We start from the raw sequence: 15804 nt of genomic DNA on the forward strand, positions 1-15804 counted from the left end.
CGCCACACCGCGCCATGAAACTGACGGACTTTTCCGTTCGGAACTACCAGTTCACGATCATCGTGTTTCTGCTCCTCGTCGCCATCGGCGGCGTCGCGCTCCAGACCATTCCGCGCACCGAGGACCCGCAACTCTCGTTCCCGGGCTATCACCTCGTGATCGTGAGCCCGGGTGCCAATCCCACAGACCTCGAGCGGCTCGTCGCCCGCCCGCTGGAGGACGCGATCAAGGAACTCGACGACCTCACTAAACTCCAAAGCACCGTCCGCGACAGCGTCGTCTACATCGAGGTGGAGTTCAAATACGGCATCGATATCGATCGTAAATACGACGACCTGCTCCGGCAGGTTAACCAGGTGCGCCCGACGCTGCCGGCGGGCATCACCGATTTCGAAGTGAAGAAGGAGCAGACGAACCACGTCGCGATCCTGCAAGTCGCGCTCGTCTCCTCCGAAGCCAGCTACGCACGCCTCCAGGATCTCGCCGAGACGCTCCGCAAGCGCCTCGAGCTCTCGCCCGGCGTCGGCAAGGTCGAGAAGTGGGCCTATCCGGAGAAGCAAATCCGCGTCTCGCTCGACCTCGAAAAGATCGCGCAGCTGCAGCTCTCCATCTCGCGCATCACCGAGGCGATTGGCGCCGCCAACGTGAACATCCCGGGCGGCACCGTCGAGACCGGCGGCCGCCGTTTCACCGTGAAAACCAGCGGCAGCTACGCCTCGCTCGAGGACATCGGCGACACACCGGTCGCCGGCAGCGGCACCGCCGTCGTGCGCCTCCGCGACATCGCCGCGATCAGCTGGGACTACGAAGACCACGAGCACATCGGCCGCTTCAAGGGCGAGCGCGCCGTCTTCATCACCGTGCAGGCGCAAAAGGGACAGAACACCTTCGACGTCACCGCCGGCATGAAGCCCGTCCTCGCCGCGTTCCGCGCCACTCTGCCCGGCGACGTGCGCCTCGAGGAGGGCTTCGAGCAGGCCCAGAACATCGAGCGGCGCCTCGGCCGCCTGCGGACGGACCTGCTGGTGGCGATCGGACTGGTCGCGCTCACCGTCGCGCCGCTCGGTTTCCGGGCCGCGCTGATCGTGATGATCTCGATTCCATTGTCGCTCGCGATGGGCGTCGCCGCGCTGCAATGGTTCGGCCACACGCTCAACCAGCTCTCGATCGTCGGCTTCGTCATCGCGCTCGGCCTGCTCGTCGACGACTCGATCGTCGTCGTCGAGAACATCGCGCGCTTCCGCCGCGCCGGCTACGCGCCGCAGGAAGCCGCCATCCAAGCCACCAACCAGATCGCCGTCGCCGTCCTCGGCACCACCGCGACGTTGTTGTTCGCGTTCCTGCCGTTGCTTCTGCTCCCGGGCGGACCGGGGCTGTTTATCCGCGCGCTGCCGCTCGCCGTCGAAGTCACCGTGCTCGCCTCGCTCGGCGTCGCGCTGACCATCGTGCCGTTCCTCGCCAGCCGTTTCCTCGCCGCCCATGAAGAGGCGGAAGGCAACTGGCTGCTGCGCGCTCTGCAACGCGTCATCCACGTCACCTACCGGCCGGTGCTGCACTGGGCGATGCAACATCGCATGGCCACGCTCGCCGGCGTCGCCGTGCTCTTCGCGGCCTCGCTCGCGCTGGTGCCCGTAATCGGCTTCAGCCTCTTCCCGAAATCCGGCACGCCGCAGTTCATCATCAATCTCGAGGCCCCCGAGGGCGCCGGCCTCGCCGCGACCGACCGCATCGCGCATCAGGTCGAGGACGCCCTGCGCGCCACGCCGGAGATCGACTGGTGGTTCACCAACGTCGGACACGGCAACCCGTTCATCTACTACAACTCTTCCCCCGCACAGCAGAAGGCCAACCTCGGCGAAGTCTACGCGCAGGTGAAACCCGAGTTCGCCAGCGACCAGCGCACGCCCGCCATCCTCGCCGGCTTGCGCCGGAAACTCGCGGGCATCGCCGGCGCGCAGATCCTCGTGCGCGAATTCGAACAAGGGCCGCCGATCGAGGCGCCGATCGCCGTGCGCATCTTCGGCGACGATCTCGACCGCCTCGCCACGCTCGCCGGCGACGTCGAAACCGTCCTGCGCCGCACGCCGGGCACCGAGAACATCGGCAATCCAGTGCGCACGCGCCGCACGGATCTTCACGTGCGCATCGACCGCTCGGCCGCCGCACTCCTCGGCGTGCCCGACGCCGAGATCGACCGCGCGGTTCGTCTCGCGCTGGCCGGACTCGACGTCGCCCGCTTCCGCGACGACGACGGCGACGAATACAACATCCAGCTCGCCCTCCCGCGCGGCGAGCACGCCGATCTCTCGCGCTGGCCCAAGATCCAAGTGCAGACCGCCAGCGGCGCATTCGTGCCGCTCGCGCAGGTTGCCACGCTCGAATTCGACTCCGCGCCCGCCGTCATTCTCCGTTACCTGCGCGAGCGCTGCGTCATCGTCACCGCCTACGTGCGCGACGGCTACAACGTCGGCAAAACCACCGAACTCGTCGCCGCCGAACTGGCGAAGCGCGACTGGCCGGCCGGTTATCGCTTCGAGTTCGGCGGCGAAGTCGCAAGCCGCAAGGAGAGCTTCGGCGGCCTTGGCTCCGCGATCCTCATCGCGGTTTTTGGCATCCTCGCGATCCTCGTCCTCGAATTCCGCAGCTTCCGCGGCACCTTCATCGTCGCGTCGATCATTCCCCTCGGGGTCATCGGCGGCATCGTCGCGCTGTGGCTCACGGGATATTCGCTCTCGTTCACCGCCACCGTCGGCTTCGTCGCGCTCATCGGCATCGAGATCAAGAACTCGATCCTCCTCGTCGACTTCACCAACCAGCTCCGCGCCCAAGGCGTGCCGCTCCGCGAGGCCATCGAGCAAGCCGGCGAAGTGCGCTTCCTTCCCGTCGTGCTGACCACGCTCACCGCCCTCGGCGCGCTCGTGCCGCTCGCCGTCCAAGGCGCCGGCCTCTACTCGCCTCTCGCCATCGTCATCATCGGCGGACTCCTGAGCTCGCTCCTCCTCTCGCGCGTCGTCACGCCCGTGCTCTACAGCCTCATGCCCCCGCCCGGACCGGAAACAGAAACCGTTCCCGCGACGCCGTCCCCGAAACCTGCGCTGTAACCCACGCCCAAAGCGCGTCGGTCTCGCCGCGCTCGCCGCAAGGTAGCCCGCGCTCTCCAAGCGCGGGCCAGCGCGGTCGCCGAGCGCCCCGCCGCCCGCCCGCACTCCTCGCTTGCGCCCTGCGGTGAAGCGGAGAATTCATCTCGGTTCCCGATGCAATTCTCCCTCGCCACCCGGACCGCCAGCCTGAGCGTGGGCGAATTCTCGGACTTCGCCCTCGGCCCGCGCGAAGCCGGCAGCGGTGGCTCCGCCGGCCTCTGGCGCGCGCAACTCGGCCAGCACTGGCACAACGAGCTCCGCGTCCAAACGGAACGCGCCCACACCCGCGATGGCGCGCTCGCGCCCGATGTCGCGTTCGAGGTTTCCATCGAAGGCCGCCTCGCCCACCGCGGCTGGACGCTCACGCTCGGCGGCCGCATCGACCAGCTCGTCGGCTCGACACTGCGCGAGATCAAGACCGTCACGCGTCCGCTCCCCGCCGACGAAGCCGAGCTGCGCGCCGACTACGGCCCCTATTTTCTCCAGCTCGCCACCTACGTCGTCCTCGCGCGGACCAAGGCTCTCAACTCTCAGCTCTCAACTCTCAACTCCTCGGCCCTCCGCGCCGAACTCATCTTCGTCGAAGCCGGCTCCGGCCTCTCGCAAACGCTCACGCTCACCGCCTTCGACGAGGCGCTCGTCACGCACCAGCTCGATGCCGTGGTCGAGTTTCTCGAGCTGCAAAGCCGCGCCGCCGAGCGCCGCCACCGGCTGAACTTCCGTTCGCCGTTCCCCTCGCTCCGCCCCGGGCAGGAAACGATCCACGCCGACCTCGCCGCCGGCTTCGCCCGCGCACCCGTCGTCCTGCTCGAAGCCCCCACCGGCTACGGCAAGACCGGCTGCGCGCTCGAGTTCGCCCTCGGCGAGCTCCGCGCCGCGCGCTACGACCGCCTGATCTGGCTCACCGGCAAATCCACCGGCCAGCTCCAAGTCGTCGAAACCCTCCGCCGGATGACCGCCCCGCCGCCGAGTAACCTAATAGGTTACTCCGCTGGAGAGTCGCACGCCAACTCGGGTAACCCAATAGGTTACCCGGCACGCGAGCCGCTCGCCTTCTGGCAGGTGCGGAACAAGGGCGAGCATTGCGTGAACGTCGAGTTCCACTGCGTGCGCGACAACTGCGGCTACCTCGCCGGCGCCGAGGAGCGCTGGCCGGCGAGCGGCCTCTCCCGCTTCTACCGCGACCCGATGCAAGCGCGCGATCTCGACACTCTGCGCGCCGCCGGACGCGAGGCGTTGATCTGCCCCTACGAGATCACGCGCACCGCGCTCGCGTTCAACGACGTCTGGATCGGCGACTACAACTACGTCTTCGCGCCCGACAACCGCGGCCTCTTCTTCGAGCAGCCGGGCTTCGATGCCGCGCGCACGTTGCTCATCGTCGACGAAGCGCACAACCTGCCCTCGCGCGTCGCCGACGCCTACTCGCATGCCGCCCACGACGGCGACGTGCGCGCGCTCCTCGCCGAACTCGATCACCAACGCGCGCCGACTCCGCTCATCCTCGCCGTCGAAACCTGGGCCCGCACACTCGCCAGCGTTTCGCCCTGCGAAATCCTCGACGGCGCGCTCGAGGCCGATGTGCGCGACGCGCTCGACCGCCTCGCCGAACTCGTCACCACGCTCCCGCTCGACTACGCCGCGCTTGGCCCGCACCACAGCGAGACGCTCTGGCAATTCGCCAAGCTGAACGACTTCCTGCACGACACCCGCCTGCGCCGCCTGCTCTGGTCCCGCCGCGAGGGCGAGCTGGAGTTCACGTGCGTCGACGCCACCGAGGCCATCGGCGAATCGCTCGCGGCTTTCGGCGGCGCGCTCCTGATGTCGGCGACGCTCGCGCCGTTCGATCAATTCGCCGCATCGTGCGGTGTTCCCGCCTTCGCCACGCTGCGGGCGCCCGCGCCGTGGCGCCACGGTGCCTACGACGTCGCGGTCGACCTGCGAGTGTCCACGACGCTGCGCGAGCGCACCGCGAACTACCCAGCCACCGCTGCCACGATCGAGCAGCTCTTCGGCACCGCCGGCCGCGCGGTGGTGGTGTTTTTCCCGTCCTACGCCTACGCCGAGGCCATCCAACGCACACTCGCGCAAATCGGCTCCGTCGTGCGCGTGTCCCTGCAACCCAAGCTCCCCGACCTCGCCGCGCAAGCCGCCTGGGTGGAGGAAAACCTCGCGCTCTCCGACGCGCTGTTCCTCGTGCTCGGCAGCAGTTTTGCGGAGAGCATCGACCTGCTCGGAGGGCGCGTGTCGCACGCCATGGTCGTCGGTCCGGCGTTGCCCGAGGTAAACGCTGTGCAACGCGCGCGCCTCGACGCCTTCAGCGCGCTCGGCCGCGACGCCGCGTTCCGCCGCGTCTACCAGATTCCCGGCCTGCAAAAAGTAAACCAGGCCCTCGGCCGCCTCGTGCGCGGTCCCGGCCATCACGCGAAAATTCTCCTGCACTGTCGCCGCTTCGCCGAACCGAGCTACGCCGGCCTGCTCGACCCCGAGTGCCAGCAGTATCGCGAGGTCGTGACGACGGCCGATCTCGGTGCCTGGCTGGACGGAACCTGAAATCACTGGCCGGGCATCGGAAGCGTCAGCCCGCACTGGCGTTGCGCACGAATCGTTCGAGCATAATACGCGACGGCAAGCGTCGGAGTCTCGTCTGCACCCGGCGCGAGTTCCCACGCGTCACCGCGTCGCACCCGGGGCCGGTCGAATAAAACGTTCTCCCACGAAAACGGCGCAAGCACGACAAACCACAGGCCGCGCGCGGTTCTTGGATTGTTTTGAACCGACACCACGCCTGTCGAGCGTTGGAACACCGCATTGAGCCAGCTCTCGTTGAACGCGTCGTAGCGCACGATCGAATATACGTCCCGGGTCGTTTGCGTTTTCTCTTTTCGATCCCTGGCATCCGAGACCACCCGAACTCGTGCGCCACCGCCGACCGCTTCTGCTCCGGCGACGAGCGGCGCTTGCAACTGCGGCACCGGACGACGGAAATCCAACCGCACGTCCGCTTTGCATTCGGGCCTTTGCCAGGAGAAGCGGTCCGCCAGCTCCACCGGCACAAACAAATCTCCGGTCAACTCGACGATATCCCCGCGGTCGACCTGCGGCATGTTCCGATCTTTCGCGCGCGCCGCCTTGGCGTCGGCAATCTTCTTTTCCCGAAACGCCTTCGTTTCCTCGTCCGTCAAACGAATGTCGGGCCCGACGCCGAGCATACTGCGCGCAACCCACACGCTTTCGGCCGCGCGGAGTCCGGGATTTTGGATCACCTTTCGACCATCCGGCCAAATCAGCGAAATTCTTGCGCGCCCACCGGCGAGGCGCAGCCACTCCGGAACATTGCGCACCTCGAGCCTCAACTGAAATCGCGCGTAGCCGGGAGCCAACTGGAATTTGTCCGCCGTCGTGGAGCGAGTCAGCGAAACCCACCGCACCTCGACCGCCTCGACTCCCGCGTCGCTCATAGTCTCTCCCCGCCAACTCTGCGTGAACGCCCATGGCCAGGCCCGACCGGCCCAGATGCCGAGGACAATTCCCGCCGCCGCCAGAGTGGTGCTCAACACCGTTCGCCGCGCCCGGTATTGGCACCAAACCGCACCGAGCACGCCTGCGGCGATCAAGACTGCCGCCGCGATTTCGCGCGCCAGTGAAACATCGCTGTCCACCACTGGAGCGGCGAGATATCGACCGGCCGAAAACAAACCCGCCACGAGCAACAGCAGCAGAGCCGTCAGCAGCAGAAGCAGCAAGCGACTCGATTTGCCGGTAAGTGCCGCCGTGAACAGCGCGGCCAGCGCAGCGAGGCCATACAAGAACACAACCGACATCGCGCCCGCCCACAGCGCCCATCCTCCACCTCCGCAAGACAACCACCACGGCATCCACACCAGCACCGGAACCACCACGAAGAACAGCCCGAGACCGATTCCCTTTGCGGCCAGCAGCCGCAACCCGGAGATCGGGCGCGTCGCCCAGAACATGCGCGCCCCCACCAACTCATCTTCGAGCGCGAAACTAGCCGCCAACAGAAATCCGGCCACCGCGGCAATCGCGGTGGTGAGTCCGTAGGCGAGTTGCAACTGCTCGACGCGCTCGGCCTCACTCGAGGCGAGTGCTTGGATGCAGATCACGATCTTTGCCACCAACAATCCCACCCACAGCAGATACGGTATCCAGTGCCGGCGGATATCTTTGCCGACGATGTGCCAGACGAGTTTCATGGGCGGAACGGGGCGTCAGCTCGATTGCCAGTTGGCGATCAACGCGGCGCCGGCGACGCCGACACCGAGGAGCACGCGCGACAGTCGCTCCTGTCGCCGGAAGTATTGGTTCGCGATCACCAGCGCGGCCAGGGCCACGCAAAACACATCCGAAGCCACGCCGCGCGCGGGCTTGAAGTTCATCCCGAGCTGCGTGTTTCCGCCGCCGCTGAAGAAGCTCACGCCGTTCTTCAGGATCACATACGCAAAGAGGCACGCGATGGCCACGATCACGAAGCGCCCCTGGTCCTTCGTGCACGCGCCGATGGCGGCGCTCATCGCGGCGATCGTCAGCCACAGGAAGAGAGTCGAGTTGACCGTCTCGAAATTCATCGGCGCCGCGCCGCGAAACAGGAAGAGCGACACCGCCGCCGGCACGAGCACGAACGTGAACCCGATGAGCGAGAGCTTCACCGTGAGCAGCCGCCCCGGGCTCACCGGCCGGGTGCGCCAGAAGACGTTGGATTCGGTCGGGTGATCCTGCTGCATCGCCTTCGCGGCGAGCACGCCCGAGAGGAGAATCACGAGGAGCGAGCCGACCGCGTAGACGAAGAGAGCCCCGACTCCTTGGTCCCTCGGCGAGGGACGCCCGGCGAAAATCAGGCAACCACCCGCGAAGGCCCAAACAACCAGCCCCCAGCCGAGTTGGCGCACTTCGTGGCGAATTTGATGGAGGAAAAGGTTCATGCTGCCGCTCCTTTCCCGGCGCGCCGGCCGTGGCGCGCGAGGGCAATGAAGATTTCCTTCAACGTCATCGGGTGCGCCGTGACGCTGCCCGTCGGGAAGCGTTCACGGCAGGCGCGCTCGGTCGCGGCGGCTTCGAACGCGCTGTCCACGAATTGGACGCGCGGCCCGCGCTGCTCGAAATCCCACCACGAGGGCAAGGGAGCCGCGCCGGACGGAGTCGCGCCGTCGAGGGTCACCTCCACGCGGCGGAATCGCTGCGCGAGCGCTTCAGTGGACTCCTGCAAAATCAACCGGCCGCCGTCGATCACCGCCGTGCGATCGACGAGTCGCTCCACGTCGTCGATGTCATGCGAGGAGACGAGGACCGTCCATTCGCCGAGGCGCGCCGCCTCGATGAGACCGGTGACGAAGTCGTGCCGCGCCAGCGGATCGAGGCCGGTGAACGGCTCATCGAGCACCAGCAGCCGCGGCCGATACGCCAGCGACGAGAGCAGCACGGCCTTCATCAGCATGCCGCGCGAGAGGTGCGCGAGCTTGCGGTCCGGCGGCAGATCGAAGTCCGCGAGCAACTGCTTTTCGAGCGTCGCGTCCCACGTCGGATAAAACGGCCGGCAGTAGTCGAGCAACTGGCGCACCGTCATCCACAGCGGCTGCTGCTGGTTTTCCGAGACGTAGCCGATCTGCTGGAACTCGCGTTCGCCGAGCTGGCGCGAGTCGACCCCGAGCACGCGCGCGCTGCCCGACGTGGGTGCCAGCAGGTTCATGAGCATCTTCAGCGTCGTGGTCTTGCCCGCGCCGTTCGGGCCGAGGAGCGCGCACACGCTGCCCTCGGGCACGGCCAACGAAATTTCGTGGACGGCCTCGGTGCGCCAGTAGCGGCGCGTCAGTCGGTCGGTTTCGATCAGGTTCATAGGGAGATCATCTGCGGCCCAATTTCTTCCAGTGCGCGGCGAGGCCGCCCTGCACTTCGTCGAGCGTCAGGCCGAGTTTCTTCGCCTCCACGACGACGCGCTCGAGTTCGTCGCCGAGCAGCTCCGCCTTCGCCACGCGATCCGTCGCGCCGCGCTCGGCCACGACGCTGCCAACGGCCGGCGTCGTCACCAGCACGCCCTCGGTCACGAGCGTCGCGATGATCTTGTGCGCGGTGTTCGGGTTGATGCGCAATTCCGTGCTCAGCACGCGCACCGACGGAAACGGCTCACCGGGCTTCAGCTGGCCGGCGACGACCGCCTTCTTCACGGCGAACAGCACCTGCTCCGTGATGGGCAGGCCAGGCTTCAGTTCGACCGGGAAGGACAGCATGGGCAACCTTGGTCAGTTCCGCTCTTCCAGCATCTTTCGGATCGCCCGCAACTCGTCGTGGCACTTCTTCGCCCACGCTTGGGCGGAGTAGGCGCAGATCAGGAGGCCCAGCAGGGCGACTGAAGCGAAGGTGGTCGTTGCCATGCCGTCCTAGTTGCGCTAGGACAGATAGGACGGCAAGCAGAATTTAAATACCGCTCTTTTGCCGCACTGCGGCGCGTTCAACCGGCCTCGGCTTCGCCCAGCAGGTTGGCGAAGATCATCTTGCCGCCGCTGGTCGGCAGCACGCCGGTGATCTCGGCCGTGACGCGCTTGCCGAGGTAGGCGCGTCCATTGTTCACGACGATCATCGAGCCGTCGCTCAGGTAACCGACCGCCTGGCCCTCGTCCTTGCCGGCCTTGCTGAGTTCGACCTCGACGCTTTCGCCGATGACGATTTCCGGGCGCAGCGCCTTGTCGAGCGCGTGGAGGTTCAGCCACGGCACGCCGTGGAACTGCGCCATCTTCGCGAGATTGTAGTCCGTCGTGAGCAGTTTCGCGCGCATCGACTGCGCGAGGAACACCAGCTTGGCCTCCAAATCCTGCCGGCGCGTGACTTCGCTCTGGTGGATGCGGATGTCGAGGTGCTTGATGCGGCGCAGCTCGTTGAGGACCTCGAGGCCGCGTCGACCGCGGGCCTGTTTCACGGGATCGGGCGAGTCCGCGACGTGTTGCAGCTCCGTGAGCACGAACGACGGGATCACGAGCGCCGCGCCGAGGAACTGCGTCTCGCAAATCCGCGCGATGCGCCCGTCGATCAACGCGCTCGTGTCCACCACGACCAGCGGCACATCGACCTCGTGCGGCACGAAGCGCACGTAGGGAATCACGAGATTGAACTCATCCTTGCCGCGCAGCGCGACGACGGCGCCGAGGTAGCTGCAGATCACGAAGAGGGCGAGCTGGCTCAGGTAGATCATCTGCTCGTCCGCCCGCTTCAGCAGCGGCGAAGTGCCGAGCAGCCACGCAATCACGGCGCCGATCGCCAGTCCGAACGTGATCGCCGACAACCCGCGCAGGGAAAATCCCTTCAGCAGCACGTCGACGAGCACGACGAGCACGCCGATCAAGCCGCCGACGGTCACCGCCAGACCGCGATAACGGTCCCACTCGGGGATCGTGTAGCACAACAGCCACGACCCGAGCACGCACAGCACGAGAAAGCAGATCCGGATCGTGAACAGCGTCTTTTTCATCGCTCAATGCGCCGCCGACCGCCGGAGAAACCACAGCACGACGAACGGGATCACGAGGAACAAGATCATCACCCCGTAAAGGATCCATTGCGCCCGCTCGGCCTTTTTCTTCAACTCGGGGTCTTGCTCCTCCATGGCCGCAAGAAACCCCGCTCCTCCACGCATGACAACGCAATACTGGCTCGTGAAACAGGAACCCGAGGACTACTCGTGGGCCGACTTCGTCCGCGACGGCGCGACCGCCTGGACCGGCGTGCGCAACTACGCCGCTCGCAACCACCTCAAAGCCATGCGCGCCGGCGACGAGGTATTCTATTACCACAGCGGCGACGACAAATGCATCGTCGCCCTCGCGAAGGTGAAGCGCGCCGCGTTCCCCGATCCGACCGCAGATTCGCCCGACGAGGGCTGGGTCGCCGTCGAACTCGTCCCGGTTAAGCCGCTCCCCTCTCCCGTGACGCTCGCGCAGGTCAAAGCCGAGCCCTCGCTCAAGGACATCGCGCTTGTCCGCATCAGCCGCCTCTCCGTGCAACCGGTCAAACTCGCCGAGTTCGCCCGCATCCTGAAACTCGCCGGCGCCAAATAGCGCGACGCCAGCGCGAGAACTTCGCCCGCCCCGCGAAGCGCCCGACCGACGAACAATCACCCGTAGGCAGCGAGCTTGCTCGCGCCACAGCACCACGCCGCGCGACTTACTCGACCGCGTCGAGTCGCGCCAAGTCCACTTCGACCACCACGCGGAATCCCCGCGTGCGCGAGCGCTCCGCGCGCGCCGCCGAGGCGACGCCCTCCGCACCGCGCCACACGTTCGCCTCCGGCGTTTCGCGTCCGCCCGTCGAAGCGAGCCACTCCTCCAGCCCGCCGTTCACGTTCTGCGCGTCACTCCCGGCGTCACGCAACTCGTCCGCACTCGGCAACCGCACGCGCCAGCCGAGCAACCAGCCCAGCCGCCGGCAAAACTCCTCGGCCTCGACATACGTCACCGAATCCACCGGCAACGCGCGCCCCGGATTGCGGCTCGGATTGCTGCTCATCACCTTGGCAAAATCCGCCTGGAGCACTTCGGTCTTCAGCAGCGCACGCGCGCCGGTGAGCGGCACGAGCTGATCGAAAACGCGATCCTGCAGGAGCGCGATGTCCGCCGAGCGAACGTTCAGGTAAGCCAGGGTTGTCCGCACGGAATCGTCGGCCTGTCGCAGTTTCGGAAAACGCTTCGCGACGCCCTCGCTGATCTCCAATCCCTCGCGCACGCTCTGCTGCGCTTGGAAGACCTGCCGCTTGCGCAGGAACCGGCGGGCCGAGGCCTCAGCCGCCGCCGCCGCGCGCAACGGTTCGGTCGCCAACATGGTCTGGCGTGCGACCTCGATTTGTTCGAGCCGCTCCATCGAGAGAAACCGGCTTTTCGCAAACCGCTCGTTCAGCTGGCGCTGCGCGTCGGCCGCCGCGACGAGCTCCTTCACGGCGCGGTCGACGTCGCCCGCCGCACGAAACTCGTCGGCCCGGCGCATGGCCGCGCGCACCTCCGCGTCGAGACCGCTCGCCGTCAGCGCCGCAATTTCCGCGTCGAGACGCCCGATGGCCTGCAGATCGGAGAAACGGGTGCGCGGAAAATCGCGGTTCAATTGATCCTGCGTGTCGCGGGCCTCGCGGAACGCCGCCAGCGCGCGCTCCCATTCAGCCGCGCCCAGCGCCGCCTGCGCCTCCGCCGTCTTCGCGGCGACGGTCTTCACCAACGGCTCGGCCACCCGCTCCTCCAGTTCCCGCTGCAGCCGCAGTTCGCGATCGAAATTCGTGCCCTTGTCCACCGTCGACACCTTGCGTTGCAGCTTCAACGCCTCGTGGAGCAGCGCGACACCGCCTTCGCTGTCGCCTTGCGCGAGGAGCGCCCGCGCAGCCGCTTCCTTTTCCTCCGACGCCTTCTGCGTCAGGTCGGCGTGCATCGTCTCGATCTGCCGTTCGGTCCGGCGCAGTTCCTCGACTTCCGAGGCAAAACGCTCCGGACGCATCGCGGCGCGCCGGCGCTGCCAGCCCGCCAGCTTTTCCCAGCGACGCACCGCTTCCTCCGGCGAGAGTCCCGCTTCCTGCGTGGCACTCCGGGCTGAGGCGAGCTGTGCATCCACCGCCGCGATCGCGGCGAGTTCCTGCTCTTTCAGCCGAGCGGCTTCGTGCTGCTCGTTCCACAACCAGACGCCGCCGGCCGCGACCGACGCCGCCAAAGTCAGGCCAATCAGCCACGCGCGCCGCCGCCACCGCTGCGCCGCTGTCTCCTCCACGAACTCGGCCTCTTTTTCAAACCGCACGGAGCCAGCGCAGCGGGCTTTTCGCGTCATGGCAACGCCATTGGTCGGCGCGGGGCTCGACAAGCGTGTGTCACCTCGGTTTCGTGCCCGGGATGTTCACCCGGCTCGCGATTCTCGCTCCCGGCCTGCTTGGCGGCTCCGTCGCGCAGGCAGCGAAACATTTCGGCGCGGCCGCGCAGGTGACAATTTGGTCACGGCGACCCGAAACGCGCCTCGCCCTGCGCGGCCAGCCGTGGTGCGACGCCGTCGCCGACACGCCGGCCGACGCCGCCCGCGGCGCCGATCTCGTCGTCATCTGCTCGCCCGTCGACCAAATCGTTCCTCTCGCCCGCCAGATCGCCGACAGCCTCACGCCGCACGCGCTCATCACCGACGTCGGCAGCGTGAAGGGCGAGATTTGCCGCCACGCCACCGCCGCGCTCGCTGGGCGTGCAACGTTCGTCGGCTCGCATCCGATGGCGGGCTCGGAGAAGACCGGTTGGGAACACGCCCGCACCGACCTGTTCAAGGGACGCATCGTGTTCGTCACGCCGCTCCCGGAAACCGCGCCCGCCGCCGCCGATCGCATCGCGGCATTCTGGCAGGCGCTCGACGCGCAGGTCGCCACCGTCGCGCCCGACGCGCACGACGAGATCGTCGCGCACATCAGCCACCTGCCCCAAGTGCTCGCCTCCACGCTCTGCGCCTCGCTCGCGAAACGCGATCACGCCTGGCGCAATTTTTCCGGCGGCGGCCTGCGCGACACCACGCGCATCGCCGGCAGCGACCCGAAGCTCTGGAAAACCATTCTCGAGCAGAACCGCGACGAAGTCCTCCGCGCCCTGCGCGCCTACCAGGACGAGTTGCACGGCATGGAACGCGCGCTCGCCAACCGCGATTGGTTCGAGGTGCAGGCCATCCTCGAGCGTGGACGCGCCTACCGCGACCAGTTCCGCCCGATCCCATGAGCGCGCTGCCGCCGGAGTTGCCGATCCGTCCCTTCACGCGCCCGGTGCGCGGCAGCGCCACGCTGCCCGGCTCGAAGAGCATCACGAACCGCGCGCTGATTCTCGCCGCCCTTTCCCGTCGCACGGTCACGCTGCGCGGCGCGCTCTTCAGCCGCGACACGCGCATCATGATCGCCGCGCTCCGCGCGCTCGGCTTCGCGGTGGAATTCGACGAGGCGGCGCTGACGATCACGATCACCGGCCACGGCGGCCAGATCCCGAATCGCGAGGCGCGCATCGACGTCGGCAACGCCGGCACCGCCGCGCGTTTCCTCACCGCGTTCGTCTGCCTGCGCCCTGACGGCGTCTATCATTTCGACGGCGACGAAGCCATGCGCCGCCGGCCCATCGGCGCGCTCCTCGACGCGCTCGCGATGCAAGGCGCGCAAGCCGACTCGCGCGCGTTCCCCTTCACGCTGCGCACCGCCGGCCTGCCCGGCGGCACGGTCGAACTCGACGCCTCCGAAAGCAGCCAGATGCTCTCCGCGCTGTTGATGGTCGCGCCGCACGCGCGCACGCCGCTCCGGGTGCAACTGACCAGCGAGGCCGGCTCGAAGCCGTTCGTCGTGATGACCGAGGCGATGGTGAAACAGTTTTCGCCCGCGCCCGCCGTCTACGACATCGAGGGCGATGCGTCCGCCGCGAGCTACTTCCTCGCGCTCCCGCTCGTCACCGGCGGTGAACTCGCACTGCCCAACTACCACGGCTCGCTGCAGGGCGATTTCAAGTTCCGCGAAGTCCTCGCGTCCGTCGGCCTGCTTTCCGGCGCGGAGGCTGGTGCATTCACCTGCTCGGCCGCGCGCGGCGCACGCCACCTCGGGGTGACGCGCAACTTCCGCGAGTTTTCCGACACCTTCCTCACCCTCGCCGCCATCGCCCCGCTGCTCGACGGCCCGACGCTCATCAGCGGCATCGCCCACACGCGCAAACAGGAAACCGACCGCGTCGCCGGCATGGCGCGCGAGCTGCGCAAGCTCGGCCAGCACGTGATCGAGCAGGAAGATTCGCTCGAAATCCACCCGCGCCCGCTCGTGTCCGGCGTGCCGATCGAGACCTATCACGATCACCGTTTCGCGATGAGCTTCGGCATCCTCGGCTGCCACGACCTGCACGGCGACGGGCGCCCCTGGCTCACGATCAAGGACCCGGCCTGCTGCGCGAAGACCTTTCCCGCATTCTTTGACTTGCTGGCCCGCCTTCACGCTGGCTCACATTGAGGCGCGCATGGGCCTCCCGTTCATCATCGTCGCCATCGACGGCGGCGCCGCTTCCGGCAAATCCAGTTCGTCCCGCATCCTCGCGGAGCGTTTCAACCTGCTCCACGTCGACACCGGTTCGTTCTATCGCCACCTCACCAGCGAACTGCTCCGCCGCCGCGTGCCGCACACCGATCTGCCCGCGCTGCGCGCCGTGCTGCCCGAGCTGAAATTCGACACGCGCCTCGAAGGCCGCTCGGCCCGCATGCTCATCGGCGGGCAGCCCGCCGGCGACGAGATCCGCAGCGCCGCGGTGAACGAACACGTCGCTCAATACTCCGCCGTGCCCGAGGTGCGCGAAGTCCTCATCGGTTACCAGCGCGGCCAGGCCGACGTCGCGAAACAACACGGTTTCCGTGGTCTCGTGATGGAGGGCCGCGACATCGGCTCGAAGATTTTCCCCGCCGCGGATTGCCGCTTCTTCCTCTTCGCCGATCCGGCTGAGCGCGCGAAACGCCGCGCCGCCGAGGGTCGCCAGGATGTCATCGGCAAGCGCGACACGATCGACAGCGTGCGTCTCAACCAGAGCGCGCAGGGCGCGATCGCGATCGACAGCACGTTCCTCACCCTCGAGCAGGTCGTCGACTCGATGGCCAAGCTCATCGCCGAAAAAATGGGAGCCTGATCCGCCATGCCGCGCAC

At 67.4% G+C, this 15804-nt stretch carries 13 protein-coding genes; 6 read left to right on the forward strand and 7 right to left on the reverse strand.

Annotation, left to right across the window (positions count from 1 at the left end):
• The first annotated feature begins 14 nt into the window (after positions 1-14).
• Together HZA32_02395 and HZA32_02400 are read left to right on the forward strand one after the other, a co-directional pair.
• The gene (locus HZA32_02395; protein MBI5422908.1) at positions 15-3101 is read left to right on the forward strand and encodes an efflux RND transporter permease subunit; all 3087 of its coding nucleotides are present in this window, start codon (positions 15-17) and stop codon (positions 3099-3101) included.
• Positions 3102-3254: 153 nt separating this feature from the next.
• On the forward strand, positions 3255-5693 hold the full coding sequence (locus HZA32_02400) for a helicase (protein ID MBI5422909.1): 2439 nt from the start codon (positions 3255-3257) through the stop codon (positions 5691-5693).
• A gap of 2 nt (positions 5694-5695) precedes the next feature.
• On the opposite strand, the gene HZA32_02405 is transcribed toward HZA32_02400, so the two are convergent.
• From HZA32_02405 to HZA32_02430, 6 genes are all read right to left on the reverse strand, one after another.
• Positions 5696-7357 (reverse strand): hypothetical protein, encoded by a 1662-nt coding sequence (locus HZA32_02405; protein MBI5422910.1) that lies wholly within the window; start codon positions 7355-7357, stop codon positions 5696-5698.
• A gap of 15 nt (positions 7358-7372) precedes the next feature.
• A complete protein-coding gene (locus tag HZA32_02410; protein ID MBI5422911.1) occupies positions 7373-8083 on the reverse strand; it encodes a hypothetical protein in 711 nt (236 codons plus the stop codon).
• A complete protein-coding gene (locus HZA32_02415; protein MBI5422912.1) occupies positions 8080-8994 on the reverse strand; it encodes an ABC transporter ATP-binding protein in 915 nt (304 codons plus the stop codon). Before HZA32_02415 ends, HZA32_02410 begins: the two co-directional genes overlap by 4 nt.
• Before the next feature lie 7 nt (positions 8995-9001).
• Positions 9002-9385: a GntR family transcriptional regulator gene (locus tag HZA32_02420; GenBank protein MBI5422913.1), complete on the reverse strand. Its 384-nt coding sequence runs from the start codon at positions 9383-9385 to the stop codon at positions 9002-9004.
• A gap of 221 nt (positions 9386-9606) precedes the next feature.
• A complete protein-coding gene (locus HZA32_02425; protein ID MBI5422914.1) occupies positions 9607-10620 on the reverse strand; it encodes a TRAM domain-containing protein in 1014 nt (337 codons plus the stop codon).
• Positions 10621-10623: 3 nt separating this feature from the next.
• Positions 10624-10755 carry a DUF2116 family Zn-ribbon domain-containing protein gene (locus tag HZA32_02430; GenBank protein MBI5422915.1) on the reverse strand — a complete coding sequence of 44 codons (132 nt, stop codon included), beginning with the start codon at positions 10753-10755 and terminating at the stop codon, positions 10624-10626.
• Positions 10756-10783: 28 nt separating this feature from the next.
• On the opposite strand from HZA32_02430, the gene HZA32_02435 reads away from it, so the two are divergent.
• Entirely contained in the window at positions 10784-11206 is a 423-nt protein-coding gene (locus tag HZA32_02435) for an EVE domain-containing protein (GenBank protein MBI5422916.1), read from the forward strand.
• 106 nt (positions 11207-11312) lie between these two features.
• Here the strand turns inward: HZA32_02435 and HZA32_02440 are convergent, their stop codons facing one another.
• The gene (locus tag HZA32_02440) at positions 11313-12950 is read right to left on the reverse strand and encodes an SUMF1/EgtB/PvdO family nonheme iron enzyme (GenBank protein MBI5422917.1); all 1638 of its coding nucleotides are present in this window, start codon (positions 12948-12950) and stop codon (positions 11313-11315) included.
• A 62-nt stretch (positions 12951-13012) separates the two neighbouring features.
• Here HZA32_02440 and HZA32_02445 point away from each other — a divergent pair, with 62 nt between their 5' ends.
• The 3 genes from HZA32_02445 to HZA32_02455 are packed head-to-tail and all read left to right on the forward strand — an operon-like array spanning position 13013 to position 15787.
• Entirely contained in the window at positions 13013-13867 is an 855-nt protein-coding gene (locus tag HZA32_02445; GenBank protein MBI5422918.1) for a prephenate dehydrogenase/arogenate dehydrogenase family protein, read from the forward strand.
• Positions 13864-15123 carry a 3-phosphoshikimate 1-carboxyvinyltransferase gene (aroA, locus tag HZA32_02450; protein ID MBI5422919.1) on the forward strand — a complete coding sequence of 420 codons (1260 nt, stop codon included), beginning with the start codon at positions 13864-13866 and terminating at the stop codon, positions 15121-15123. The genes HZA32_02445 and aroA overlap by 4 nt, the downstream gene beginning before the upstream one ends.
• A 7-nt stretch (positions 15124-15130) precedes the next feature.
• Entirely contained in the window at positions 15131-15787 is a 657-nt protein-coding gene (locus HZA32_02455; protein MBI5422920.1) for a (d)CMP kinase, read from the forward strand.
• Positions 15788-15804: the final 17 nt, after the last annotated feature.

This window comes from Opitutia bacterium (assembly GCA_016217545.1).
Taxonomy (GTDB): Bacteria; Verrucomicrobiota; Verrucomicrobiia; order Opitutales; family Opitutaceae; genus Didemnitutus.